Here is a 25,354-nt window from a genome sequence, read left to right as displayed (position 1 = left end):
TCAGTCGGCCAACTCCAAAATTCTCGCCACCAACTGCGAGAAGCTTAATCCAAACTGGCGCGCCGCCATCGGCACCAGGCTATGACTGGTCATGCCCGGAGAGGTGTTCACCTCAAGCAGATAGAAGCTGCCATCGCTGTCTTGCATCACGTCGACGCGGCCCCAGCCGCTGCAGTCCAGACCGCGGTAAGCGCGCAGCGCCAACGCTGCCATCTCGGCTTCCTGCTCGGCGCTCAAACCGCTCGGGCAGAAGTACTGCGTGTCGTCCGAAATATACTTGGCCTGGTAGTCGTAAAACACGCCGGCCGGCTGGATGCGGATCGACGGCAGCACCTGGTCGCCCAGCATCGCTACGGTGTATTCCGGGCCGCTCAGCCACTTCTCCACCAGCACGTCGTCGTCATGGCGGAAGGCCTCTTCCAACGCGGCTTCCAACGCGGCGCTCTCGGTGACCTTGCTCATGCCGACGCTGGAGCCTTCGCGGCTCGGCTTGACGATCAGCGGCAGGCCGAGATCCGCCACGCGCGTCAGCAGCGCCGCTTTATCGGCGCCAAGGTACTGCTGGCGATTCAACGCCACGTAAGGCGCCACCGGTAAGCCCATCGACTGCCACACCATCTTGGTACGCCATTTGTCCATGGTCAGCGCCGAGGCCATTACGCCGCTGCCGGTATAAGGCAGCTCGAGGAACTCCAGCAGCCCTTGCAGGGTGCCATCCTCGCCGCCGCGGCCGTGCAGCGCGATAAACACTTTGGTGAATCCCTGCTCTTTCAACTGGGTCACCGGGAAATCGCGGGTATCGACGCCGTGCGCATCGATACCGGCTTCGCGCAACCCGGCCAGCACGGCGGCGCCGGATTGCAGGGAAACGTCACGCTCAGCGGAGGTGCCGCCCAGCAGAACTGCAACTTTATCAGCCATGGTGCTCCTCCTCTTTCTTCGGCGGCTGCAGCTTCAGCTCAGCCAGTTTACGCGCGATTTTGCCCACGTTGCCGGCGCCTTGCACCAGCACCAAATCTTCATCCTGCAGCAGCTGCGCCAGCGTTTCCGGCACGGTGTCGGCATCGGAAACCAGAATCGGATCCAGCTTGCCACGGCTGCGGATGGTGCGGCACAGCGAACGGCTGTCCGCGCCAGGGATCGGCGCTTCGCCGGCGGCGTACACGTCGAGCATCAGCAGCACATCCACCTGCGACAGCACGTTGGCGAAATCGTCATACAGGTCGCGGGTACGCGTATAGCGGTGCGGCTGGAAGATCATCACCAGACGCTTGTCCGGCCAACCGGCGCGCGCCGCTTTCAACGTGGCGTCCACCTCGGTCGGATGGTGGCCGTAATCGTCCACCAGCATCGCGCTGCCCGCTTTGCCGTTGACCGGCTCCAGCGGGAACTCGCCGAGGAAGTCGAAGCGGCGCCCGGTGCCCTGGAACCCCGCCAGCGCGCGCAGAATATCTGCGTCGTCGATGCCTTCTTCGGTCGCTACCGCCACCGCCGCCGCCGCGTTCAACGCATTGTGGCGGCCCGGCGCGTTCAGCGTTACCGTCAGCAACGGCTTGTCCTGACGGCTCAGGGTAAAGTGCCCCTGCGGCCCAATCTGCCGGTAGTCTTCGATGCGCACATCGGCATCTTCACTGAAGCCGTAGGTGGTGATATGGCGACCCACGCGCGGCAACAGCTCACGCACTACCGGATCGTCGATGCACATCACCGCGCGGCCGTAGAACGGCAGGTTGTGCAAGAAATTGATAAACGTCTGTTTCAGGTTCTCGAAGTCGCCCTGGTACGTGTCCATATGGTCGGCTTCAATGTTGGTGACCACGGCCACCATCGGCTGCAGATGCAGGAACGACGCATCGCTCTCATCCGCTTCCGCGATCAGATAACGGCTGGACCCCAGTCGCGCGTGGGTGCCCGCCGCCTTCACCAGCCCGCCGTTGACGAAGGTCGGGTCCAGGCGAGCTTCGGCATAAATGCTCGAGACCATCGCCGTGGTGGTGGTTTTGCCATGCGTGCCGGCAATAGCGATGCCGTGACGAAAACGCATCAGCTCCGCCAGCATTTCAGCGCGGCGGATCACCGGGATACGCGCTTCACGAGCGGCGACGATCTCCGGGTTGTCGGCAGAGATGGCGGTAGAAACCACCACCACGCTCGCATCCAGCACGTTTTCCGGGCGGTGATTGAAGTAAATCGTCGCCCCGAGCGCGCTCAGCTGTTGGGTGACCGGATTCGGCGCCAGGTCGGAGCCGCTGATCTGATACCCTTCGTTTGCCAACACTTCGGCGATACCACCCATGCCGGCGCCACCGATGCCGACAAAGTGAATGTGCCGGACGCGACGCATCTCGGGCACGATAGTACGTAGTTTCGCCAGTTGTTGTGTATTCATCACTCTCTCTAATCCGGACCCGGTATCCCGGCCCTACATCACATTGCTTTTATTCAGGTTCGGCGCACCGAACCCCTGCACTCGTTACTTGGCGAGCCGCACCAGCTCCGCCGCCACGCGCTCGGTGGCGTCAGGAATGGCGACCGCGCGCGCTTTCTCGGCCATGGCCAGCAGCGTCTTGCGATCCCAGCTCGCCAGCAGTTCGGCCACCACATCGGCGTTGAACTGCGGCTGTTCGATAATCTTCGCCGCGCCGGCTTGTTCCAGCGGACGCGCGTTCCAGTACTGCTGACGATCTTTATGCATGAACGGCACGAAGATCGCCGGCAGCCCCGCCGCCGCGATTTCGCTGACGGTCAACGCGCCGGAACGGCAGACCACCACATCGGCCCAGGCATAGGCGGCGGCCATATCGTCGATGAACTCGGTCACCTTGTGCTGCGTCTGCCCTACCCTTTCGTAGTCACGCTGCACCGTTTCCAGCGCGCCCTTGCCCACCTGATGCCAGAGCGTAATTCTATCGCCCAAACGCGCCGCGACTTCAGGAACTGTCTGATTCAGCACGCGCGCGCCCTGACTTCCGCCAATGACCAGCACGCGGATCGGGCCTTCGCGCCCTTGCAACCGCTCCGCCGGCAACGGCAGCGCCAGCACGTCGGTACGCACCGGGTTGCCCACCACCTCGGCGTTCGGGAACGCGCCGGGGAAGGCCTGCATCACTTTGGCGGCGATGCGCGCCAACCAGCGGTTGGTCAGGCCGGCGATGCCGTTCTGCTCGTGCAACACCACCGGGATGCCGCACTGCCAGGCCGCCAGGCCGCCGGGGCCGGAAACGTAACCGCCCATCCCCAGCACCACATCCGGCTGATAGCTGCGCATGATGGCTTTCGCCTGGCGCACCGCCTGCCAGATGCGCAATGGCGCGGTCAGTTGGGCCTTCAGGCCTTTGCCGCGCAAGCCGGAGATACGGATAAAATCAATCTCGATCCCGTGCTTCGGCACCAGATCGGCTTCCATTCGGTCTGCGGTTCCGAGCCAGCGCACCTGCCAGCCCTGCGCCATCAGATGATGCGCGACCGCCAGCCCCGGGAACACGTGCCCGCCGGTACCGCCTGCCATCACCATTAAACGCTTAGGTTTCCCGCTCATCCCTTACCTCTTCACAAACGCCTGAGCCTTGGTCAGGCGCGTTTCATAATCAATTCGCAGCAACAGCACGATGGCCGTCGACATAATCAGCAGGCTCGAACCGCCGTAACTGATCAGCGGCAGCGTCAGACCTTTGGTCGGCAGCATACCCGCGGCGGCGCCGACGTTAACCAGCGCCTGGAAACTGAACCATACGCCGATCGCACAGGCCAGGAAGCCGGAGAAGCGCTGGTCGATCTCCAACGCGCGGCGCCCGATGGACATCGCGCGAAAAGCGACGAAGAATACCATTAACAGGGCTAAAACCACACCGATATAGCCCAGTTCTTCCCCCAAAATGGAGAAGATGAAGTCGGTGTGTGCTTCCGGCAAATACTCCAGTTTCTGCACCGAGTTGCCGAGCCCCTGTCCCCAGAACTCGCCGCGGCCAAACGCCATCAGCGACTGGGTCAACTGGTAGCCGCTGCCGAACGGGTCGGCCCACGGGTTCCAGAACGAGGTCACGCGGCGCATACGGTACGGTTCCGCGATGATCAGCAGCACCACGGCGAACACGCCGGAACCGATGATCGCCAGGAACTGCCACATTTTCGCGCCGGCCAGGAACAGCATCGCCAGCGTGGTGATGAACAGCACCACCACGGTGCCGAGGTCCGGTTGCGCCAGCAGCAGCACCGCCAACACCACCATCACGCCCATCGGCTTACAGAAGCCCCAGAAGTTGCTGCGCACCTCTTCCACCTTGCGCACCAGGTAGCTCGCCAGGTAGCAGAACAGCGACAGCTTGGACAGCTCCGCCGGCTGAATACGCAACGGGCCGAGCGCGATCCAGCGCGATGCCCCGTTCACCGAGCTCCCCACCACCAGTACGATCAGCAGCATCACTATCGACATCAGCAACATAATGTTGCTGTAGCGCTGCCAAACTTCCATCGGGACGCGCAGCGTCACCAGCGACAGGCCGAACGCCAGGCCGAGATACAGCGCATCACGTTTGGCGAACAGGAACGGATCGTCCGCCAGGCGTTGGCCGATCGGCATCGACGCCGAGGTCACCATCACGAAGCCGATGATCGCCAACCCGAAGGTCAGCCACAGCAGGGTGCGGTCGTACAGCACCATGTTGACCGCGTCGTTGTCGCGCGCGCCGGTCACCCAGTCTTTCAGCCGTTCAGTCAGCCCGAAGTTCGGCAAGCGTAGTTTCATCCGCCAAGCTCCTGCGCCATGCGGGCGAACTCGTCGCCGCGCACTTCAAAATTACGGAACTGATCGAGGCTGGCGCAGGCCGGCGACAGCAACACCATATCGCCGGGCTGTACGTGGCCGGCGATGGCGCGCATCGCCTGCTCCATAGTCTCGGTCAGCGTCGCCACTTCCGGCCGCAGCTGCGCCAGCTGGGCGCCGTCGCGGCCAAAGCAGTACAGACGCACGTTGTCGCCCTGCAGATAACGCGCCAGCGGCGAGAAATCGGCGGACTTGCCGTCGCCACCCAGCAGCAGATGCAGCGTACCGTCCACCTGCAGGCCGTTCAGCGCCGCTTCGGTGCTGCCGACGTTGGTGGCTTTGGAATCGTTGATCCAACGCACGCCGTTGTGCTCCCAGGCCAGCTGGAAGCGGTGCGCCAGGCCGGTGAAGGTGGTCAGCGCCTTCAGGCTGGACGCGCGCGGAATGTTGACCGCATCCGCCAGCGCCAGCGCCGCCAGAGCGTTGGTGTAATTGTGGCGGCCGGTCAGCTTCATCTCGCGCGTATTCAACACCTTCTCACCGCGCACCCGCAGCCAGGTTTCCCCCTGCTGACGGTTCAGGTGATAGTCGCCCACATCCGCGCCGAAGCTCACGCAGCGCTCGTCGGCGCCGCGCACCGGCATGGTCAGCGCGTCGTCCGCGTTCACCACGCACACTGCGGCGTTTTCATAAACGCGCAGCTTGGCGCCGCGGTACTGCTGCAGGCCGAACGGATAGCGATCCATATGGTCTTCGGTCACGTTCAGAATGGTCGCCGCCGCCGCCCGCAGGCTATACGTCGTTTCCAGCTGGAAGCTGGACAGCTCCAGCACATACAGCTGGCATTCCTGGCGCAACAGGCTCAGTGCCGGCAGGCCGATATTGCCGCCCACGCCTACCGCCCAACCGGCGGCTTTCGCCATCTCGCCCACCAGGGTGGTGACGGTGCTTTTGCCGTTGGAGCCGGTGATCGCCACGATCGGCGCCTGCGCCTCACGGCAGAACAGCTCGACGTCGCCGACGATCTCCACGCCAGCATCCGCCGCAGCGCTCAATGCCGGAGTCGCCAACGCGACGCCCGGGCTGGCGACGATCAGATCCGCCGCCAGCAGCCAGTCCTGATTCAGATCGCCCAGATGGCGCTCCACACTTTCAGGCAGTTTGTCCAACCCTGGCGGCGCGATACGGGTATCCATCACGCGCGGCGTCACGCCGCGCGCCATGAAGAAATCGACACAGGACAGGCCGGTGAGGCCCAACCCGATGATGACGACTTTTCTACCCTGATAGTCTGCCATGATTAACGCACCTTCAGCGTTGCCAGGCCAATCAGCACCAGCATCAGCGAAATGATCCAGAAGCGCACGATCACGCGCGGTTCCGGCCAGCCTTTCAATTCATAGTGGTGGTGAATCGGCGCCATGCGGAAAATGCGTTGCCCGCGCAGCTTGAACGATCCCACCTGCAGGATCACCGACAGCGTCTCTACCACGAACACGCCGCCCATGATCACCAACAAGAACTCCTGGCGCAGCAGCACCGCAATGGTGCCCAGCGCGCCGCCCAGCGCCAGCGAACCGACGTCGCCCATAAACACCTGGGCCGGGTAAGTGTTGAACCACAGGAACCCGAGGCCGGCGCCGACGATGGCGGTACACACGATCACCAATTCACCGGCATGACGCAGATACGGGATATGCAGGTAGTTGGCGAAGTTCATGTTGCCGGTCGCCCAGGCCACCAGCGCAAAACCGGCCGCCACGAATACCGTCGGCATGATCGCCAGGCCATCCAGACCGTCGGTCAGGTTGACCGCGTTGCTGGTGCCGACGATGACGAAATAGGCCAGCAGGATGTACAGCAGGCCCAGCTGCGGCATCACGTCCTTAAAGAACGGCACAACCAGCTCGGTGGCTGGCGTGTCTTTTCCTACGGCGTACATGGCGAATGCGACGATCAGCGCAATCACCGACTGCCAGAAATACTTCCAACGGGCAATCAGCCCCTTGGTGTCCTTACGTACCACCTTGCGGTAGTCGTCGACGAAACCGACGATACCGTAACCCACCAGCACGAACAGTACGCACCAGACATAGGGGTTGGACGGGTAAGCCCACATCAGCACCGAAATGGTGATGGAGGTCAGGATCATGATGCCGCCCATGGTCGGCGTGCCGCGCTTGCTGAAGTGCGACTCGGGGCCGTCGTTGCGCACCACCTGGCCGAAGGACATTTCTTGCAGACGCTTGATCACCCGCGGGCCCATCCACAGCGACAGGAACAGCGCGGTCAGCAGGCTGACAATGGCTCGGAACGTCAGGTAAGAAAAGACGTTGAAGCCTGAGTAATATTTGACCAAATGCTCGGCCAGCCAAACTAACATGGTGCTTTCTCCTGTAACGCGCGTACTACCTGCTCCATTGCGGCACTACGTGAACCTTTGATTAACACGGTGATGACCGCATGTTCCGACAGTAATTCCGCCACGCGCGCGATCACTGCTGTCTTGTCCTGATAATGTTCGCCGTTGCCGGAGGCTTCGCTCAGTACGCGGCTCAAACCGCCGACGCTGATGACTTTGTCGACTCCGGCCAGACGGGCGGCTTCGCCCACCTGACGGTGGCACTCTTCCGCTTCTGCGCCCAGCTCGGCCATATCGCCGACCACCATCACGCGGTAGCCCGGCATTTCCGCCAGCACCTGCGCCGCCGCGGTCATCGACCCGACGTTGGCGTTATAGCTGTCGTCCAGCAGCAGCTTGCCTTCGGCCAGCGCCACCGGGAACAAACGTCCCGGCACCGCCTGCAATTGTTTTAACCCCTGACGCACCGCTTCCAGAGTGGCGCCTACCGACATCGCCAGCGCCGTGGCCGCCAACGCGTTGGCCACGTTGTGGCGCCCCGGCAGCGGCAGTGCGATCTCGGCGCTGCCGAACGGGCTGTGCAGCGTGAACTGCGTGCCTGCGCCGTTCACCCGCACCTCGTCCGCGAAGAAGTCCACGCCTTCGGCGGCCTGCGGTGAGAAGCGCCAGACGGTTTTGCCGTCCAGCATGCTCTGCCAGTGCGGCCAGTCATTGTTATCGGCGTTGATGATCGCCACGCCGTCGGCCGGCAGGCCGGTAAAGATTTCACCTTTCGCCTGGGCGACGCCGGCCAGCGAGCCGAAGCCTTCCAGGTGCGCAGCCGCCAGGTTGTTCACCAAAGCGGTCTGCGGACGCGTCAATGCGGTGGTGTAAGCAATTTCGCCAATGTGGTTAGCGCCCAGCTCTATCACGGCAAAATCATGCTGCGGCTCCAGACGCAACAGCGTCAGCGGCACGCCGATATCGTTATTGAAGTTGCCGGCGGTATGCAGCACTTCGCCGCATTCACGCAGAATGGCGGCGGTCATTTCTTTCACCGACGTCTTGCCCGAGGAACCGGTCAGCGCAACCACGTGCGCCGGCACCTGCTGACGCACCCAGGCGCCAAGCTGGCCCAGCGCCACACGGGTGTCTTTCACCACCAGCTGCGGTGCGTCCACTGATAAGCGCTTACTGACCAGCAGCGCCCCGGCGCCTGCGGCTACGGCATCCGCCGCGAAGTCGTGCGCATCGAAACGCTCGCCTTTCAGCGCCACAAACAGGCAACCGGCGGTCACCTTGCGGGTGTCTGTCGTCACCTCGACAATTTGGCAATCGGCGCCAATCAGTTCAGCGCTCAATACCTCAGCCAGTGTCTGAAGAGAGACAGGGATCATGCCAGCACCCCCAGCAGTCGGGCGACCGTCGTGCGGTCGGAGTAATCCAGGCGGCGGTTGCCCACCAGCTGATAATCTTCGTGGCCTTTGCCCGCCACCAACACCACATCCTGCTCCTGCGCCTGCATGATGGCGCTGGTCACCGCTTCGGCGCGGCCGTGGATCACCAACGCCTGCCCGGCGTCCAGTAATCCGGTCAGGATGTCGTTGATGATCGCGCGCGGCTCTTCGGTGCGCGGGTTGTCATCGGTGATCACCACGCGATCCGCGAACTGCTCGGCGATGCCGCCCATCAGCGGGCGCTTGCCCTTGTCGCGATCGCCGCCGCAACCGAAGACGCACCACAACTGCCCCTGGCAGTGCAGGCGCGCGGCTTCCAACGCTTTCTCCAGCGCATCCGGCGTGTGGGCGTAATCCACCACTACCGTCGGTTTGCCCGGCGCGTTGAACACTTCCATGCGGCCGCAGACCGGCTGCAGACGGTTGCCGGCTTCCACCAGCGCCGCCAGCGGATAGCCCAGCGACAGCAACGTCGCCAGCGCCAACAGCAGGTTGCTGACGTTGAAAGCGCCCATCAGGCGGCTTTCAATCTCGCCGTCGCCCCAGCTGGAGCTGAAACGAATAGTCGCGCCGTTGTCGTGATAGTCGACCGCCGTGGTTTTCAACCAGCGGCCGTGGCAGCCCGGCTGCAGGTTGTCCTGCATCGTCACCGCTACCGCATCCGGCAATTTGCCGAGCCAGCGCTGACCGACTTCATCGTCGGCGTTGATGATCGCCTGCCCCACGTTGTGGGCGGCGAACAGCGACCATTTGGCCGCTTCGTAATTGGCCATATCACCGTGGTAATCCAGGTGATCGCGGCTCAGGTTGGTGAAGACCGCCGCAGCGAACGGCAGCGCCGCCACCCGGTGTTGCACCAAACCGTGGGAAGAAACTTCCATGGCGGCGAAGGTCGCGCCCTGTTCCGCCAAATCGTTTAATACGTGTTGAACATCCACCGCAGAACCGGTGGTATTCTCGGTCGGACACACCTGGCCCAGCAGGCCGTTGCCGACGGTGCCCATCACCGCGCTGGTTTCGCCCAGCAGTTGGCTCCACTGCGCCAGCAGCTGCGTGGTGGTGGTTTTGCCGTTGGTGCCGGTCACGCCGACCAGGCGCAGGCGCTCGCCCGGCTGGTGGTAAAAACGCCCGGCCAGCGCGGAAAGTCGCTGGTTCAATTGGCTCAGGTAGATCACCGGCACGCCGTGCATCTCAACGATGGCGCCGTCTTCGGCCTGACCGTCAGCCTCGGCGATCACAGCGGCGACGCCCTGCGCGATGGCCTGCGGAATATAGCGGCGCCCATCCGTTTGATGGCCGACAACGGCGACAAACAGATCCCCGGCAGCCGCCACACGGCTGTCTAATGTCATTTCCCGCAGCGCGCGCCCGGGTGCCGTCGGCACCCACGGGGCGAGTAAGTCGCGCAAATTACGATCTGCCACCTGAACCCTCTTTCTTGTTAATCACTAATTCGCTTTTGTCACCGGTAGGCAACGCGTCAGGCTCGACGTTCATGGTGCGCAATACGCCGCCCATGATCGCGCCGAACACCGGCGCGGAGATTGCGCCACCATAGTACTTCCCACCCTGCGGGTCGTTGATGACGACCACCAGGGCAAAACGGGGGTTACTTGCCGGCGCAACGCCGGCGGTATAAGCGATGTATCGGTTGACGTATTTGCCGTCCGGGCCCACTTTTTTCGCGGTACCGGTCTTGATGGCGATACGGTATCCCTTGATGGCGGCTTTCACGCCGCCGCCGCCCGGCAAGGCCACGCTTTCCATCATGTGCACCACGGTGCGCACCAGAGGTTCAGGGAAAACGCGTTCGCCGGCGACCGGAGGGTCAACCTTGGTGATCGACAATGGGCGATACACGCCCAGGCTGCCGATCGTTGCATAGACTCGCGCCAACTGTAACGGAGTTACCATCAGCCCGTAGCCGAAAGAGAAGGTGGCCCTCTCTATGTCAGACCACCGTTGTTTTTTTGGGTATATGCCACTGCTTTCTCCGACCAGCCCCAAATTGGTCGCTTTTCCCAGCCCAAAGCGAGAGTAAGTATCTACTAACGCTGAGGACGGCATCGCTAACGCCAGCTTTGAAACACCGACGTTACTCGACTTCTGCAAGATCCCGGTCAATGACAGCTCCGAGTACCGCGCCACGTCTTTGATTTCGTGGCCCTGAATGCGGTACGGGATGGTGTTCAGCACGCTGTTTTCTCGCACCACGCCGTTTTGCAGCGCGGTCATCACCACCATCGGCTTCACGGTTGAACCGGGTTCAAAAATATCGGTGATAGCGCGGTTACGCATGGTCTCTTTCGGCGTACCGGCCATGTTGTTCGGGTTGTAAGACGGGCTGTTGGCCATCGCCAGCACTTCGCCGGTGTTCACATCGATCAGCACCGCGGTGCCCGATTCGGCCTTGTTGAACGCCACGGCGTTGTTCAGCTCGCGATACACCAGAGCCTGCAGGCGCTCATCGACGCTCAGCACCAGGTTGTGCGCCGCCTGGCTGTCGACGGAGGAGATATCTTCGATCACGCGGCCGAAGCGGTCCTTGCGCACCGTTCTCTCGCCCGGTTGCCCGGTCAGCCAGCGGTCGAAGCTCTTCTCGACGCCTTCAATGCCTTGTCCGTCGATGTTGGTCACGCCGATGATGTGCGACGTCACCTGCCCCGCCGGGTAGTAACGGCGCGATTCCTGCCGCAGGTAGATGCCCGGCAGCTTGAGTTTGTGGATGTAGTCGCCGATCGCCGGGTTAACCTGGCGAGCCAGATAAACGAAGCGCCCTTTCGGGTTGGCGTTGATACGGTTGGAGAGTTGGTCCAGCGGGATGTTCAGCGCATCGGAAAGCGCTTTCCAACGGCTGTCCAGCGTGATGCCGCCGCGCTCGTTCAGCTCTTTCGGATCGGCCCACACCGCATTGACCGGCACGCTGACCGCCAACGGGCGGCCGGCGCGATCGCTGATCATGCCGCGCGCGGTTGGCACTTCCTGTACGCGCAGCGAACGCATGTCGCCTTCTTTCACCAAGCGATCGGGATTGATAACCTGCAGGTAAGCGACGCGCAGCATCAGACCGACCATCGCCAGCAAAATACAGCCGCACAGCAACGCAAAACGCCAGCTGACAAAGCTGGCCTGATCTTCCTGGCGTCTCATCTTACCGGGGCGCGCTGCTTTCATGCGTTTCCTTTCTACTCCGTGTCATTATTCCGGTTAAACCATTCATTGTTTAACGATGATATTTTCCTGCGATGGATCAACATGTTGCATCTGCAGTTTTTCTGTCGCGATACGTTCAACCCGGCTGTGATCGCCGAGGGCGTTCTCTTCTAAAATCAGGTTGCGCCACTCGATGTCCAACGCATCGCGCTCCAATACCAGCTGCTCGCGCTCGGCGGTCAGCAGGCGGGTGCGGTGCGCGGTGGTCACCACGAAAATCGCGGAGACCAGTGACGCAATCAGTAAAATCAGAGGGATCTTGGCGTTGCGCAGCAGATCGCCGCCAATGACCCCAACCAGACCGTGACGTTCGTTGCCGATCACGCGGGCATCCTCTCAGCAATACGCAGCACCGAGCTGCGCGCACGCGGGTTGTCCGCCACTTCCGCTTCCGACGGCATCATTTTGCCCAGCGCTTTCAGCGTCCGGCCGCCCATGCCGCGCAGTTGTTCTTCGGTCAACGGAATGCCGGCCGGCACCTGAGCGCCGCGGCTATGGTGACGCATAAAGCGTTTGACGATGCGGTCTTCCAACGAGTGGAAGCTGATGATCGACAAACGGCCCTGTGGGGCCAGTACTTCCAGCGCGCCGTCGAGCGCACGCTCGATCTCTTCCAGCTCGCTGTTGATATAGATGCGGATCGCCTGGAAGCTGCGCGTCGCCGGGTGCTTATGCTTTTCCCGGAACGGACTGGCATCGGCGATCAGATCCGCCAGCTCTTTGGTGCGCGTCATCGGCTCCACGCGGTTTCTTTCCACGATGGCGCGCGCGATGCGCTTGGCGAAGCGCTCTTCGCCAAAGGTTTTCAGCACCCAGGCGATGTCGTCCGCTTCAGCCTTCATCAGCCATTCTGCGGCAGACAGGCCGGTGGACGGATCCATGCGCATGTCCAACGGACCGTCGCGCATAAAGGAAAACCCGCGCTCTGCGTCGTCAAGCTGCGGCGAGGAAACGCCCAGATCGAGCAGAACGCCGTCGATCTTGCCCACCAGTTCGCGCTCCCGCACATAGTGCGACAACTCGGAGAATGGGCCGTGTACGATGGTAAAACGAGGATCTTCAATAGATTTGGCGGCTGCAATCGCCTGAGGGTCACGGTCAATCGCCAGCAAGCGCCCTTCCGGCCCCAGCTGGGACAGAATCAGACGAGAATGGCCACCGCGACCAAAAGTACCGTCGATATATATGCCGTTGCTGCGGATATTGAGGCCGTTGACGGCTTCGTCCAGCAGGACGGTGGTGTGTTTATAGTTTTCCAACATGCTTATAGCGACAAGTCCTGTAGCCGCTCAGACAACGGTTCCTGAGTCGACTGTTCAGCGTCAATATCATCCTTGACTTGTTGATACCAGGTCTGTTCATCCCACAGTTCAAACTTGTTGAACTGACCGACCAGCATCACTTCTTTCGTGAGCCCGGCGTGTTGCCGCAGCGTATTGGCGAGCAGCAAACGACCGGCACTATCCATCTGACACTCACTGGCATGCCCCAGCAGCAGGCGCTGAACGCGGCGCTCGGCGGGATTCATGCTCGACAGACGTGATAATTTTTGTTCAATAATTTCCCATTCGGGCAAAGGATAAAGCAGCAGGCAGGGCTGATGGAGGTCAATGGTACAGACCATTTGGCCTTGCGATTCCTCGTTGAGCAATTCCCGATATCGGGTAGGTACGGCGAGCCGCCCTTTGCTGTCGAGGTTGACCATCGTCGCTCCACGGAACATTCCTGAGCTACCCCTTAGTGACCGTTTTCACCACTTTACCCCACAAATTCCCACACAATGGAGTTTACGGAGGGTATGAAAACCTTGTCAAGCCAGAGCGGCAGCGCTTTGGCAATATTTCTCTGGTCATTTTGGGAGCTGACTCGCGAAAGAAACTCTGATTATTCGACGATTAAAAATTAACACCATGATAAACGGAGAGAATTTTCTAAGCGGAAAGAATCTGATTAAAAACCTGACGAACTGGCGATTAATTAACTCATTACTTCCTTCTGCAAGCCATGTCTCATTTTTCAGCTCGGCAATCTCAGGGCTGTAACCGCTGGCGAGCCGCGCCCGCCAAGGCTCGGCGTTTGGCGAACCGTTCGCGGAATAAGGCCATAACTCCTTGAGTTAATAACGCTCAATCGTTATTCACCGTCAAACCGCGCGCTATTTTACTTCAATTCGTGCACCAATGATGAGGCCGCGACAAAAATAAATGGCTCGGATATTACGAGCAGAAGCAATTTCTATTTAAATCAATTTGGTAAGATTATTCCCAAAATACCTGTTTACAATTATGGTTTCATTTTCTTACACCTTTATTTCCACAATTTTTCCCGGAAAAAATCCCCACCCGGCCCGAAAAATCGCAACACTATGTTTTTAATGAATTTATTTAAAAACACCGATTTTAATCTCTCCGCCCCATCCTGCCCCCCGGTTCTGCGGGACAAAAACCGAACAAATGTTAAAAATAAAAATATAAAACTAGTTAAAAAACACAATGTAGATTAGTAAACTACTAAAAAAGCAAAAACTCAGAATTAACAACCAAAAAATAATAATTTAACGGTATTTTAACCATAAAAGGAGACACTCATGCTTTCGCCCGCCGCCCACTGGCGCAGCGCCGCCGCCGATACGTTCGCGTTGGTGGTGTACTGCTTTATCGCCGGCATGGCGATCGAGGTGTTGATCTCCGGCATGAGCTTCCAGCAATCCCTCTCTTCCCGCCTGCTGTCGATCCCGGTCAACATCCTGATCGCCTGGCCTTATGGCCGCTATCGCGATCTGTTTATTCGCACGGCGCGCCGCAGCCCGCGCGGCCAGTTCCTGCTGCGCAATCTCGCCGATTTGCTGGCCTATGTCAGCTTTCAGTCGCCGGTTTATGCCGCCATTCTGTGGAGCGTCGGTGCCGACGGCCAGCAAATGCTGGCGGCAGTAACCAGCAATGCGCTGGTCTCCATGGCGATGGGTGTGGTGTATGGCTACTTCCTGGAGTATTGCCGGCGATTGTTTCGGGTGACGGGTTACGTCTAAGACAGGAGCCCGGTCATGCGGGCCCCTGCTCGACGGCGAACTATTTGCGGCTCAGGCTGCCGCGGCGGAACAGATTGCGACGAATACGCGTCAGCCCCGGTTTAGGTTTACGCGGTTCGTCCAGGCTGGCCAGCACCAGCTCCAGCACGCGCTCGGCCACGTCGCGATGGCGCTGCGCCACCGCAAGCACCGGGCACTCGAGGAAATCCAACAGTTCATGATCGCCGAAGGTGGCGATCGCCAGATCGGTCGGCAAACGGCCGCGTTGCTTCAACGTCACATCCATCACACCCTGCAGCAAAGAGAACGAGGTGGTGAACAACGCCTGCGGCATCGAGTGAGTTTTCAGCCATTCGGCAAACAGCGCTCCGGCGGCTTCACGCTCGTAGCTGTTGGCGTACAGGTAATCGACGTGGCGGGGGTCCTCTTGCCAGGCCTGGCGGAAGCCCTGCTCACGCAGGAAGCTGACCGATAGCTCCGGCAAGGCGCCCAGATACAGCACCGATTCCGCCGGGAAGGTGCGCAGCTCTTGCGCCAGCGCAAAGGCGTCTTCCTGATCGGCGCCCACGACGCTGATGAAATGCTCGCGATCCAACGCGCGGTCCAGCGCGATGATCGGCAGCGGATCGTTGGCCCAGCGTTGGTAGAAAGGGTGCTCCGGCGGCAACGCGGTGGAAACGATGATGGCGTCCACCTGGCGCTGCAGCAGGTGTTCAATGCAGCGCATTTCGTTGTCCGGCTGATCTTCGGAACAGGCGATCAGCAATTGGTAACCGCGCTGGCGCGCCTGACGCTCCAGGTAGTTGGCGATGCGGGTATAGCTGGTGTTTTCCAGATCCGGGATCACCAGACCGATAGAACGGGTACGCCCGGCGCGCAGCCCCGCCGCGACGGCATTCGGGTGATAGTTATGCTCCCTGACCACGGCCATCACTTTCTCGACGGTTTTATCGCTGACACGATACTGCTTCGCCTTGCCGTTGATGACGTAACTGGCCGTCGTGCGCGAAACGCCCGCGAGACGCGCGATTTCATCCAGTTTCACATTAACCCCTTAATGACGCTGAAAATAGAAGTGAAGGCTGTGCTCGGATTAACCATGACATCCCGTGCGGTTATTCAATCCAGCCTCTGCGATCTAACAGCAGAAAACACTGCCTAGCAACCGCTTTTGCCGAAAGGTGCCAGCAATCGGGCAAAAAATACCGAAAAACAAAGGGCGCAGCCACGCCGCGCCCCGATTATTCGCCAGCAGACCGCGCTCAGCGCATGATTTTGTCGCCGCGCGACACGCCGACCACGCCGGAGCGCGCCACTTCCACGATTTCCGCCACGTCACGCACCGCACTCAGGAAGGCGTCCAGCTTGTCGCTGGTGCCGGCCAATTGCACCGTGTACAGCGTTGCCGTCACATCGACGATCTGCCCGCGGAAGATGTCGGCGCAGCGTTTCACCTCTTCACGGCCATAGCCGCTGGCCTGCAGCTTCACCAGCATAATCTCGCGCTCGACGTGAGCGCCCTGCACCAGTTCGCTGACGCGCAGCACGTCCACCAGCTTGTGCAATTGCTTTTCGATCTGCTCCAGCACTTTCTCGTCGCCGACGGTCTGGATCGTCATGCGCGACAGCGTCGGATCGTCGGTCGGCGCCACCGTCAGGCTTTCGATGTTATAACCGCGCTGGGAGAACAGCCCGACCACGCGCGACAAGGCGCCGGATTCGTTTTCCAGCAAGACAGATAAAATACGGCGCATGATCAGGTCCTCTCCGTTTTGCTAAGCCACATTTCGTCCATGCTTCCGCCGCGGATCTGCATCGGGTAAACATGTTCGGTTTCATCGACGGTCACGTCGACGAACACCAGCCGCTCTTTTTCCGCCAGCGCCTGCGCCAGCTTGCTTTCCAGCTCATCCGGCGTGCGAATGGCGATACCGACATGGCCATAGGCCTCGGCCAGCTTGACGAAGTCCGGCAGCGAATCCATGTAAGACTGCGAGTGGCGGCCGGAATAAATCATGTCCTGCCACTGCTTCACCATGCCCAGATAACGGTTGTTGAGGTTCACCACCACCACCGGCAGGTTATATTGCAGGGCGGTGGACAGCTCCTGAATGTTCATCTGGATGCTGCCGTCGCCGGTAACGCACACCACGGTTTCTTCCGGCAGCGCCAGCTTGACGCCCAATGCCGCCGGCAGGCCGAAGCCCATGGTGCCGAGGCCGCCGGAGTTGATCCAACGGCGCGGTTTATCGAACGGATAATAAAGCGCGGCGAACATCTGGTGCTGCCCCACGTCCGAGGTCACATAGGCGTCGCCTTTGGTCAGACGATGCAGGGTTTCGATCACCGCCTGCGGCTTGATGGTGCCGCTGTTTTTGTCGTACCCCAAACAGTCGCGGGCACGCCATTGCTCGATAGACTGCCACCAGTCGCGCAGCGCATCGTGATCCTGCGCCTTGTCATCCTGTGCCAACAGCTCCAGCATCTGCACCAACACCTGTTTGGCGTCGCCAACGATCGGGATATCGGCATCCACCGTTTTGGAGATCGAGGTCGGATCGATATCGATATGCAGCACGGTGGCATCCGGGCAGTATTTGGCGAGATTATTGGTGGTGCGATCGTCGAAACGCACGCCGACGGCGAAGATCACATCGGCATGGTGCATGGTTTTATTGGCTTCATAGGTACCGTGCATGCCAAGCATGCCGATGCTCTGACGATGAGTGCCGGGGAAGGCCCCCAACCCCATCAGGCTGCTGGTCACCGGCAGATTCAATTGCTCCGCCAACGACAGCAGTTCGGCTTCGCAACCGGCGTTAATCGCGCCGCCGCCGACATACATCACCGGCTTTTTGGCCGCCAGAATGGTTTGCAACGCACGTTTGATCTGCCCGCGGTGGCCCTGCACCGTCGGGTTGTAAGAACGCATGCTCACGTCCTGCGGGTAGGCATAAGGCATCCGCACCGCCGGGCCGACGATGTCTTTCGGCAGGTCGATCACCACCGGGCCGGGCCGGCCGCTGGAAGCCAGGTAAAATGCCTTCTTCAACACCGCCGGGATGTCTTCGGTGCGTTTCACCAGGAAGCTGTGTTTCACCACCGGCCGTGAAATGCCCACCATATCGCACTCCTGGAAGGCGTCGTAGCCAATCAGCGAGCTGGGCACTTGCCCTGACAGCACCACCATCGGGATAGAATCCATATAGGCGGTGGCGATGCCGGTAATGGCGTTGGTGGCGCCCGGGCCGGACGTCACCAGCACCACGCCCACCTCGCCGGTGGCGCGCGCGTAGCCGTCGGCCATGTGCACCGCCCCTTGCTCGTGACGCACCAGAATATGATCGATTCCGCCGACCGTATGCAGGGCGTCGTAGATATCGAGCACCGCCCCGCCGGGGTAGCCGAATACATGTTTAACGCCCTGATCGATCAACGATCGGACGACCATCTCGGCTCCTGACAACATCTCCATGGGTTTGCCTCCAGGCTTGCTTATTCTTCTCTGGCGCTGGAACGTAGCGCCTACTGCGGGGCAATGCCCCAAAATTTTTATGGGTTGTCGCTATCGAATTAACATAACGTCAGAATATGGGGCAGGCAAACGGCAAAATGGCTTAACCGCAGCGGGGTTATTGCCAAGCGGCTGGAGATCGCGGCTTTATAAAAACAATGCGCTAGCCCTGGGGTTGTCAGGCTAGGCATTGTTTCGAACAGAGGGGAAATTACAGAACTAAATCAGGCGAAGAATATGCCGATTTTTTCGCCGGGCTCGCGGCCTGGCATCGGCCTCAGGCCTGTTCCCGGTACATCGAGTCGATTTCGCTCTGATAGCGCTGCAGGATCACTTTGCGACGCAGCTTAAGCGTTGGCGTCAGCTCTCCCAGCTCCATGGAAAAGGCCGCCGGCAGCAAAGTGAACTTCTTCACCTGCTCGAAACGCGCCAGCTCCTTTTGCATCTCGCGCAGGCGCTTCTCGAACATCTCAAGGATCTCACCGTTGCGCAGCAGCTCCAGGCGATCCTGGTATTTCAGGTTGACTGACTTCGCGTACTCTTCCAGCGACTCAAAGCACGGTACGATCAGCGCGGAAACGAACTTGCGCGCATCGGCGATGATCGCCACCTGCTCGATAAAGCGATCTTGCGCCAGCGTGCCTTCCAGCATCTGCGGCGCGATATATTTGCCGCCGGAGGTTTTCATCAAATCCTTCAGGCGCTCGGTGATGAACAGATTGCCCTCTTCATCGATCGCCCCGGCGTCGCCGGTTTTCAGCCAGCCGTCTTGGGTAAAGGTCGCGGCGGTTTCCAACGGCTTGTTGAAATAGCCGCGCATCACGATCGGCCCGCGCACCTGGATTTCATTTTCCTCGCCGATGCGCACCTCAACCTCCGGCAGCGGCTTGCCGATAGAGCCGAAGCGAAAATGCCCCTCTTCCCAGCAAGACACGGTCGCACAGGTTTCGGTCATGCCGTAGCCGTACTTGATGTTGACGCCCATCGCCTGGAAAAACAGGATCACATTGTCATCCAGTTTGGCACCCGCTGCCGGCAAGAAGCGCACCCGGCCGCCGAGAATGCCGCGCAGCTTGCTCAACACCAGCTTGTCGGCCCAGCGGTGGGAGAGTTCGAACAGTTTGCCCAACGGTTTGCCGGCGCGCTCCTGCAGGAACTTGCGTTCGCCGCAAACGATCGCCCAGTGGAACAGCGCGCGGCGCAGCCAAGGGGCGCGCGCCACTTTCTCATGCACCGCGCTGAAAATCTTCTCGTAGAATCGCGGCACCGCGCACATCAGCGTCGGGCGCACCTGGCCCATCGCTTCCCGCACCCAGTCGGTGTTCGGCAGGAAGACGTTCTGCGCGCCGGAATGCATGACAAAGAAGCTCCAGGCTCGCTCGAATACGTGCGACAGCGGCAGGAAGCTGAGCGACACATCCTCTTCGCCGACCGTCAGTCGTTCATCATGCAGGTAGAGCTGCGCCGCCAGGTTGCGGTAGTCCAGCATGACCCCTTTCGGTTCGCCGGTGGTGCCCGAGGTATAGATCAGGGTAAAGAGATCCTGCAGGTCGCACTCTTCAATGCGCTGCTGACGTTGAGCGGTAAAAGCCGCCGGATCGGCAGCGCGCTCGAAGGCGCTCAGATGTTGTGCGATCTCGCAGCCACGCAGATCGGCGCCCTCGTCGAACACGATGATATGACTCAGCTGCGGGCAGACGCCGCGCAACGCGATGGCGGCATCCAGCTGCGCCTGCTCGCCGACGAACAGGATGCGGATGTCGGCGTCATTGATGACGAACGCCGCCTGCGCCGGCGTATTGGTGGAATAGAGCGGTACGCTGACGCCGCGCAGATGCAGGATCGCGAGATCGGCCAGCGACCAGGCCATGGTGTTGTTGGCGAAAATGCCGATGCGCTCTTGCACTTCGGCCCCCAGGGCCAGCAGCCCAGCGGCAATGCGATCAATACGGGCAGCGGCCTCTCCCCAGGTCAGTTGAAGCTCACCGTTGGGCGACCATTGGCGAAACGCTGTGCGATCCGCGCGGTGGGTAATTTGATGCTGTATACGATGGATCAAATGGTATTGCAGCAGATTATTGATCATAGTGCTCTAAGCCTGAAATGAATCAAACAGTTAAGCCAGAACGACGCCTTGCGGTTCTCATCTCAGCTTACACGTGTTTACTTTTTTCTGCGCAGTCTACCTACTCTCAGACAGAGGGAAAAGCGATTTCAGCGTAGAAGTGTGAGCTAAAACACGGGCTAACTTCGTCGCTTTCATCGCCAGGACAAAACGGCGGGGAAAAGAGGGGGTGATGCCGATAAAATGCGGTCCATTCGGACCGCCGCATCAGATTAGTTTAAAATTCCAGTCGGAAAGACAAAATCAGAATATAAATTTATATTAATTATTTTTGGCAAACGAACCAACTCACCCTGAAAATAAGTTATTTAATCGCCGTAAAACCAAGAAACATCTTAATAAAAACACAGATAGTTCTTAGTTTTCATCATGAGAAAAATCGCTCGGTTAAATATTATCTTTATATAATCCCGGTTTTTTATCGCGTTACTTTTGGCTTCCCGCCTCAATCAGAACAGATTTCATCCACTGGTGCCCTTTATCCCGTTCGGAAGATTCATGCCAGGAAAGATAGCAAGTGGCTTTATTGTCATTGCCGCATAAAGGAACCGCCTTTATTTTCAACGTTTCCGTCTGTTGCCGCACCAACCAGGCGGGCGCAATCGCCACCATGTCCGTTTGCGACACCATATTCAGTACGCTATAGAGATCGGTGCACTGTTGCGTCACGGCGCGCAGCATCGGCTCCTCGGAATAAAAAGGTTTACTGAACGATCCAAAACTTTCCAGGGAAACCGCGGCATGCTGTTCGGCCAACATGAGTTCCGACGTCGTCTCTTCACCTATTCTCGGGTGCGCCTGCGCGGCCACCAGCACTAATTCGTCGTCGAACATCGCCAGGCTGCGGAACTCCGCCGATTCGAAACGGCTGTAGCCAATGACAAATTCAACATCCTGATAGCGTAATTGGTGTTCAATATTATTGTTAATATATGACTTTACTTGCAGATTAAGCTGCGGCGCGATCTGTTTGACGTGATTGATTATCCCGGCCCCCAGACGCAAATCGAGCGGACTGCACAAAGACAGCGAGAACGCCCGCGTGCTGGTCAACGGCTCAAACTCTGCGCCCGGCAGCTCATTCTGCACCAGCTGCAGCGCTTGCCGCACCGGGCCAAACAGCTGCCTGGCCCGCATGGTGGGCTGGATCCCGCGCCCGCAGCGCACGAACAGCTCGTCGTTGAACATCACCTTCAGGCGCGCCACCGCGTTGCTCACCGCCGGCTGCGACATGCCTAACGAATTAGCGGCTCGCGTAATATTTTGCATTTGCATTACGGCGTCAAACACCGTCAGCAAATTAAGATCGACACTGCGCAAATGGATGTCCGCCGGCTCTTTGACCATGGCGATTTCTGAATCATATTCAGCCATATTTCACTCCACTAAATCCTGTGTAGATAATCTAATCCTTATGCTCGACAAACAATGAAACTCCGCATTGTCTTATCTTTGCACGAAAAATCCTGCCATTACCGCCATCAGCCGATAAAAAACCTCGTGTTACCGACACGATATAAGTCGTATATGGAATGCATGTCAGCAGCTTCTACCGCCAGAGGAAGAATGCTACCTGGGTGGTACTAATAATTAGGTATCAACAATGATTAATACAATTAAACAACGTAACCGTGCCGTGTGAGACAAACTATAAAAACACATCGCAAGCCATCAAACCATCTAAAAACATCGCTCACTTTGTGTTAAATCGCATTATTTTGTTATTTTAAGGCCAAAACAATCAATTAATCATATGAATTCAACGCAAACCATTTGTATTAAAAATGTTATTTTATTGCCCTCCGTGATTAACCCGCTTATTTTTTCATCATGAATTTTAACTCAACGAAATCCAGAAGCAATTAGCGCAGTATATATTCGATTCGTTTATGCTAAGCAACGCGCAAACTGCCCTTCGTTTTTTCTCTGTCGCACTGCTTTTTTGCCGAAGGATCCTCTGTCCGGCAGATTAACCGGCGCATTGTCCCCGCATTCAATCAGGTGTTGACATCGCCAGACCAATCACGTATCAAATTAGGCAGACACCCAATTTAAGAGAAGCTGAACCATTATGATCCGTACTCACCGTCTACTAGGCCTACTACTCAACGCATCTTGCTTGCGCGGTATGCCTGTGGACGACGTTCGGAGCTGACTCAGCCGATCACCCATAAGAAACCCGCGCTACTGCGCGGGTTTTTTTTTGCCCGCTTAGCGTGAAATCAACACGATAAGGAATGCACCGATGAGCCAACAAGTCATTATTTTCGATACCACGCTGCGTGATGGCGAGCAGGCGCTGCAGGCCAGCCTGAGCGTAAAAGAGAAGATTCAGATTGCGCTGGCGCTGGAAAGAATGGGCGTAGACGTGATGGAAGTCGGCTTCCCGGTCTCTTCACCGGGCGACTTCGAATCGGTGCAAACCATCGCTCGCCAAATCAAAAACAGTCGTGTCTGCGGCCTGGCCCGCTGCGTGGACAAAGACATCGACGTGGCCGCCGAAGCGCTGCGCGTCGCCGAAGCTTTCCGTATCCACGTGTTCCTGGCGACCTCAACCCTGCACATCGAATCGAAGCTGAAACGCTCATTCGATGAAGTGCTGGAGATGGCGGTGCGCTCGGTAAAACGCGCCCGCAACTACACCGACGACGTGGAATTCTCCTGTGAAGACGCCGGCCGCACGCCGATCGACAATCTGTGTCGCGTGGTTGAAGCCGCCATCAACGCCGGCGCCACCACCATCAATATCCCGGACACCGTCGGTTACACCACCCCGAACCAGTTCGGCGGCATCATCACTACCCTGTATGACCGCGTGCCGAACATCGACAAAGCCATCATCTCCGTGCACTGCCACGATGATTTGGGCATGGCGGTCGGCAACTCCATCGCCGCAGTGCAGGCCGGTGCCCGCCAGGTGGAAGGCACCCTGAACGGCATTGGTGAACGCGCCGGCAACTGTTCGCTGGAAGAAGTGATCATGGCGATTAAAGTGCGCCAGGACATCATGAATGTGCACACCAACATCAATCACCAGGAAATTTTCCGCACCAGTCAGATCGTCAGCCAGCTGTGCAACATGCCGATCCCGGCCAACAAGGCGATCGTCGGCTCCAACGCCTTCGCCCACTCCTCCGGCATTCACCAGGACGGCGTGCTGAAGAACCGCGAAAACTACGAAATCATGACCCCGCAGTCGATCGGCCTGAAGGATGTGCAGTTGAACCTGACCTCCCGCTCCGGCCGCGCGGCGGTGAAGCACCGCATGGAAGAGATGGGCTACCAGGAGCAGGATTACAACCTGGATACCCTGTACGCCGCCTTCCTGAAGCTGGCCGACAAAAAGGGCCAGGTGTTCGACTACGATCTGGAGGCCTTGGCCTTCATCAACAAACAACAGGAAGAGCCTGAGCACTTCAGCCTGGGTTACTTCAGCGTGCAATCCGGCAGCAGCATCATGGCCACCGCCTCGGTGAAACTGATCTGCGGCGGCGAAGAGAAAGCCGAAGCCGCCACCGGCAACGGCCCGGTCGATGCGGTCTATCAGGCGATCAATCGCATCACCGACTACCCGATCGAGCTGGTGAAGTACCAGTTGACCGCCAAAGGCCATGGCCGCGACGCGCTGGGCCAGGTGGATATCGTGGTCTCTTACAATGGCCGCCGCTTCCACGGCGTGGGGTTGGCGACCGACATCGTCGAATCCTCCGCCAAGGCGATGGTGCACGTGTTGAACAATATTTGGCGCTCACAGCAGGTAGAAAAAGAAAAGCAGCGCCTGCAGCAAAACAAACATCAAAATAATCAGGAAACGGTGTGAACATGACGAAGACTTATCACATTGCCGTCTTGCCCGGAGACGGCATCGGCCCGGAAGTAATGGCTCAGGCGCGCAAAGTGTTGGACGCAGTGCGTCAACGCTTTGACATTCGCATCACCACCGCCGAGTACGACGTCGGCGGTATCGCCATCGATCGCCACGGCAGCCCGTTGCCGGCGGCGACCGTCGCCGGCTGCGAGCAGGCCGACGCCATCCTGTTCGGCTCGGTGGGCGGCCCGAAATGGGAACATCTGCCGCCGGCCGAGCAACCGGAACGCGGCGCGCTGTTGCCGCTGCGCAAACACTTCAAACTGTTCAGCAACCTGCGCCCGGCGCGCCTGTATCAAGGGCTGGAGGCGTTCTGCCCGCTGCGCGCCGACATCGCCGCCCGCGGCTTCGACATTCTGTGCGTGCGCGAATTGACCGGCGGCATCTACTTCGGCCAGCCGAAGGGCCGTGAAGGCCAGGGCATGCAGGAGCGCGCCTTCGACACCGAGGTGTACCACCGTTTCGAGATTGAGCGCATCGCGCGCATCGCCTTCGAGTCCGCCCGCAAGCGTCGCCACAAGGTGACGTCGATCGATAAGGCCAACGTGCTGCAAAGCTCCATCCTGTGGCGTGAAGTAGTCAATCAGGTCGCCAAGGATTACCCGGACGTGTCGCTGTCGCACATGTATATCGACAACGCCACCATGCAGCTGATCAAAGATCCGTCCCAGTTCGACGTGCTGCTGTGCTCCAACCTGTTCGGCGACATCCTGTCCGACGAATGCGCGATGATCACCGGCTCGATGGGCATGCTGCCATCCGCCAGCCTGAACGAACAAGGTTTCGGCCTGTACGAACCGGCGGGCGGTTCCGCGCCGGATATTGCAGGCAAAGGCATCGCCAACCCGATTGCGCAAATCCTGTCCGCCACCCTGCTGCTGCGTTACAGCCTGGGCGCCGATGAAGCGGCCGACGCCGTAGAACGCGCCATCAACCAGGCGTTGGAACAGGGCTACCGCACCGCCGATCTGGCCGGTGACGGCAAAGCCGTCAGCACCGATGAAATGGGCGACATCATCGCTCGCTTTGTAGCTCAGGGGGCATAA

Annotated in this window: 20 protein-coding genes; 3 read left to right on the top strand and 17 right to left on the bottom strand. The window is 59.3% G+C overall.

Annotation, left to right across the window (positions count from 1 at the left end; translation table 11 throughout):
- The 12 genes from ATE40_RS00370 to mraZ all read right to left on the bottom strand — a co-directional run bounded on the left by ATE40_RS00370 (position 1) and on the right by mraZ (position 13,496).
- On the bottom strand, positions 1-921 hold the full coding sequence (locus ATE40_RS00370) for a D-alanine--D-alanine ligase (RefSeq protein WP_019455073.1): 921 nt from the start codon (positions 919-921) through the stop codon (positions 1-3).
- A complete protein-coding gene (murC, locus tag ATE40_RS00365) occupies positions 914-2,389 on the bottom strand; it encodes a UDP-N-acetylmuramate--L-alanine ligase (protein WP_063918157.1) in 1,476 nt (491 codons plus the stop codon). The genes ATE40_RS00370 and murC overlap by 8 nt, the downstream gene beginning before the upstream one ends.
- An 84-nt stretch (positions 2,390-2,473) precedes the next feature.
- On the bottom strand, positions 2,474-3,538 hold the full coding sequence (murG, locus tag ATE40_RS00360; protein WP_025159642.1) for an undecaprenyldiphospho-muramoylpentapeptide beta-N-acetylglucosaminyltransferase: 1,065 nt from the start codon (positions 3,536-3,538) through the stop codon (positions 2,474-2,476).
- A gap of 3 nt (positions 3,539-3,541) precedes the next feature.
- Complete coding sequence (gene ftsW / locus ATE40_RS00355) at positions 3,542-4,744, bottom strand: cell division protein FtsW (protein ID WP_063918156.1); 1,203 nt, start codon at positions 4,742-4,744, stop codon at positions 3,542-3,544.
- Positions 4,741-6,060: a UDP-N-acetylmuramoyl-L-alanine--D-glutamate ligase gene (gene murD, locus ATE40_RS00350; RefSeq protein WP_063918155.1), complete on the bottom strand. Its 1,320-nt coding sequence runs from the start codon at positions 6,058-6,060 to the stop codon at positions 4,741-4,743. The genes ftsW and murD overlap by 4 nt, the downstream gene beginning before the upstream one ends.
- A 2-nt stretch (positions 6,061-6,062) precedes the next feature.
- Positions 6,063-7,145 carry a phospho-N-acetylmuramoyl-pentapeptide-transferase gene (mraY, locus tag ATE40_RS00345; RefSeq protein ID WP_004932782.1) on the bottom strand — a complete coding sequence of 361 codons (1,083 nt, stop codon included), beginning with the start codon at positions 7,143-7,145 and terminating at the stop codon, positions 6,063-6,065.
- Positions 7,139-8,500, bottom strand: coding sequence for a UDP-N-acetylmuramoyl-tripeptide--D-alanyl-D-alanine ligase (gene murF, locus ATE40_RS00340; protein WP_063918154.1), 1,362 nt, complete (start codon positions 8,498-8,500; stop codon positions 7,139-7,141). Before murF ends, mraY begins: the two co-directional genes overlap by 7 nt.
- Entirely contained in the window at positions 8,497-9,984 is a 1,488-nt protein-coding gene (gene murE / locus ATE40_RS00335; protein ID WP_063918153.1) for a UDP-N-acetylmuramoyl-L-alanyl-D-glutamate--2,6-diaminopimelate ligase, read from the bottom strand. Before murE ends, murF begins: the two co-directional genes overlap by 4 nt.
- Positions 9,971-11,734 (bottom strand): peptidoglycan glycosyltransferase FtsI, encoded by a 1,764-nt coding sequence (locus tag ATE40_RS00330; protein ID WP_019455066.1) that lies wholly within the window; start codon positions 11,732-11,734, stop codon positions 9,971-9,973. Before ATE40_RS00330 ends, murE begins: the two co-directional genes overlap by 14 nt.
- A 42-nt stretch (positions 11,735-11,776) precedes the next feature.
- Positions 11,777-12,097: a cell division protein FtsL gene (gene ftsL, locus ATE40_RS00325; RefSeq protein ID WP_015376645.1), complete on the bottom strand. Its 321-nt coding sequence runs from the start codon at positions 12,095-12,097 to the stop codon at positions 11,777-11,779.
- Positions 12,094-13,035, bottom strand: a complete 942-nt coding sequence (gene rsmH / locus ATE40_RS00320; RefSeq protein ID WP_004932794.1) for a 16S rRNA (cytosine(1402)-N(4))-methyltransferase RsmH — start codon at positions 13,033-13,035, stop codon at positions 12,094-12,096. The genes ftsL and rsmH overlap by 4 nt, the downstream gene beginning before the upstream one ends.
- A gap of 2 nt (positions 13,036-13,037) precedes the next feature.
- Entirely contained in the window at positions 13,038-13,496 is a 459-nt protein-coding gene (gene mraZ / locus ATE40_RS00315; protein ID WP_025159638.1) for a division/cell wall cluster transcriptional repressor MraZ, read from the bottom strand.
- 864 nt (positions 13,497-14,360) lie between these two features.
- On the opposite strand from mraZ, the gene ATE40_RS00310 reads away from it, so the two are divergent.
- Positions 14,361-14,801, top strand: a complete 441-nt coding sequence (locus tag ATE40_RS00310; protein ID WP_019455064.1) for an L-alanine exporter AlaE — start codon at positions 14,361-14,363, stop codon at positions 14,799-14,801.
- Between the two features lie 40 nt (positions 14,802-14,841).
- Here the strand turns inward: ATE40_RS00310 and cra are convergent, their stop codons facing one another.
- The 5 genes from cra to leuO all read right to left on the bottom strand — a co-directional run bounded on the left by cra (position 14,842) and on the right by leuO (position 21,814).
- Complete coding sequence (cra, locus tag ATE40_RS00305; protein WP_063918152.1) at positions 14,842-15,846, bottom strand: catabolite repressor/activator; 1,005 nt, start codon at positions 15,844-15,846, stop codon at positions 14,842-14,844.
- 217 nt (positions 15,847-16,063) lie between these two features.
- Positions 16,064-16,555, bottom strand: a complete 492-nt coding sequence (ilvN, locus tag ATE40_RS00300) for an acetolactate synthase small subunit (RefSeq protein WP_025159637.1) — start codon at positions 16,553-16,555, stop codon at positions 16,064-16,066.
- Between the two features lie 2 nt (positions 16,556-16,557).
- A complete protein-coding gene (gene ilvI, locus ATE40_RS00295; RefSeq protein ID WP_025159636.1) occupies positions 16,558-18,276 on the bottom strand; it encodes an acetolactate synthase 3 large subunit in 1,719 nt (572 codons plus the stop codon).
- A gap of 316 nt (positions 18,277-18,592) precedes the next feature.
- Complete coding sequence (locus ATE40_RS00290) at positions 18,593-20,401, bottom strand: AMP-dependent synthetase/ligase (protein WP_019455061.1); 1,809 nt, start codon at positions 20,399-20,401, stop codon at positions 18,593-18,595.
- A gap of 465 nt (positions 20,402-20,866) precedes the next feature.
- Positions 20,867-21,814, bottom strand: coding sequence for a transcriptional regulator LeuO (gene leuO / locus ATE40_RS00285; RefSeq protein ID WP_019455060.1), 948 nt, complete (start codon positions 21,812-21,814; stop codon positions 20,867-20,869).
- Positions 21,815-22,685: 871 nt separating this feature from the next.
- Here leuO and leuA point away from each other — a divergent pair.
- Together leuA and leuB are read left to right on the top strand one after the other, a co-directional pair.
- Positions 22,686-24,260 (top strand): 2-isopropylmalate synthase, encoded by a 1,575-nt coding sequence (gene leuA / locus ATE40_RS00280; RefSeq protein WP_004932820.1) that lies wholly within the window; start codon positions 22,686-22,688, stop codon positions 24,258-24,260.
- Positions 24,261-24,262: 2 nt separating this feature from the next.
- On the top strand, positions 24,263-25,354 hold the full coding sequence (gene leuB / locus ATE40_RS00275) for a 3-isopropylmalate dehydrogenase (RefSeq protein WP_025159635.1): 1,092 nt from the start codon (positions 24,263-24,265) through the stop codon (positions 25,352-25,354).

It is taken from the genome of Serratia surfactantfaciens, from assembly GCF_001642805.2.
Lineage (GTDB): Bacteria > Pseudomonadota > Gammaproteobacteria > Enterobacterales > Enterobacteriaceae > Serratia > Serratia surfactantfaciens.
The sequence above is the reverse complement of the archived record's forward strand: the minus strand, read 5'-3'. Positions and strand labels throughout refer to the sequence as shown.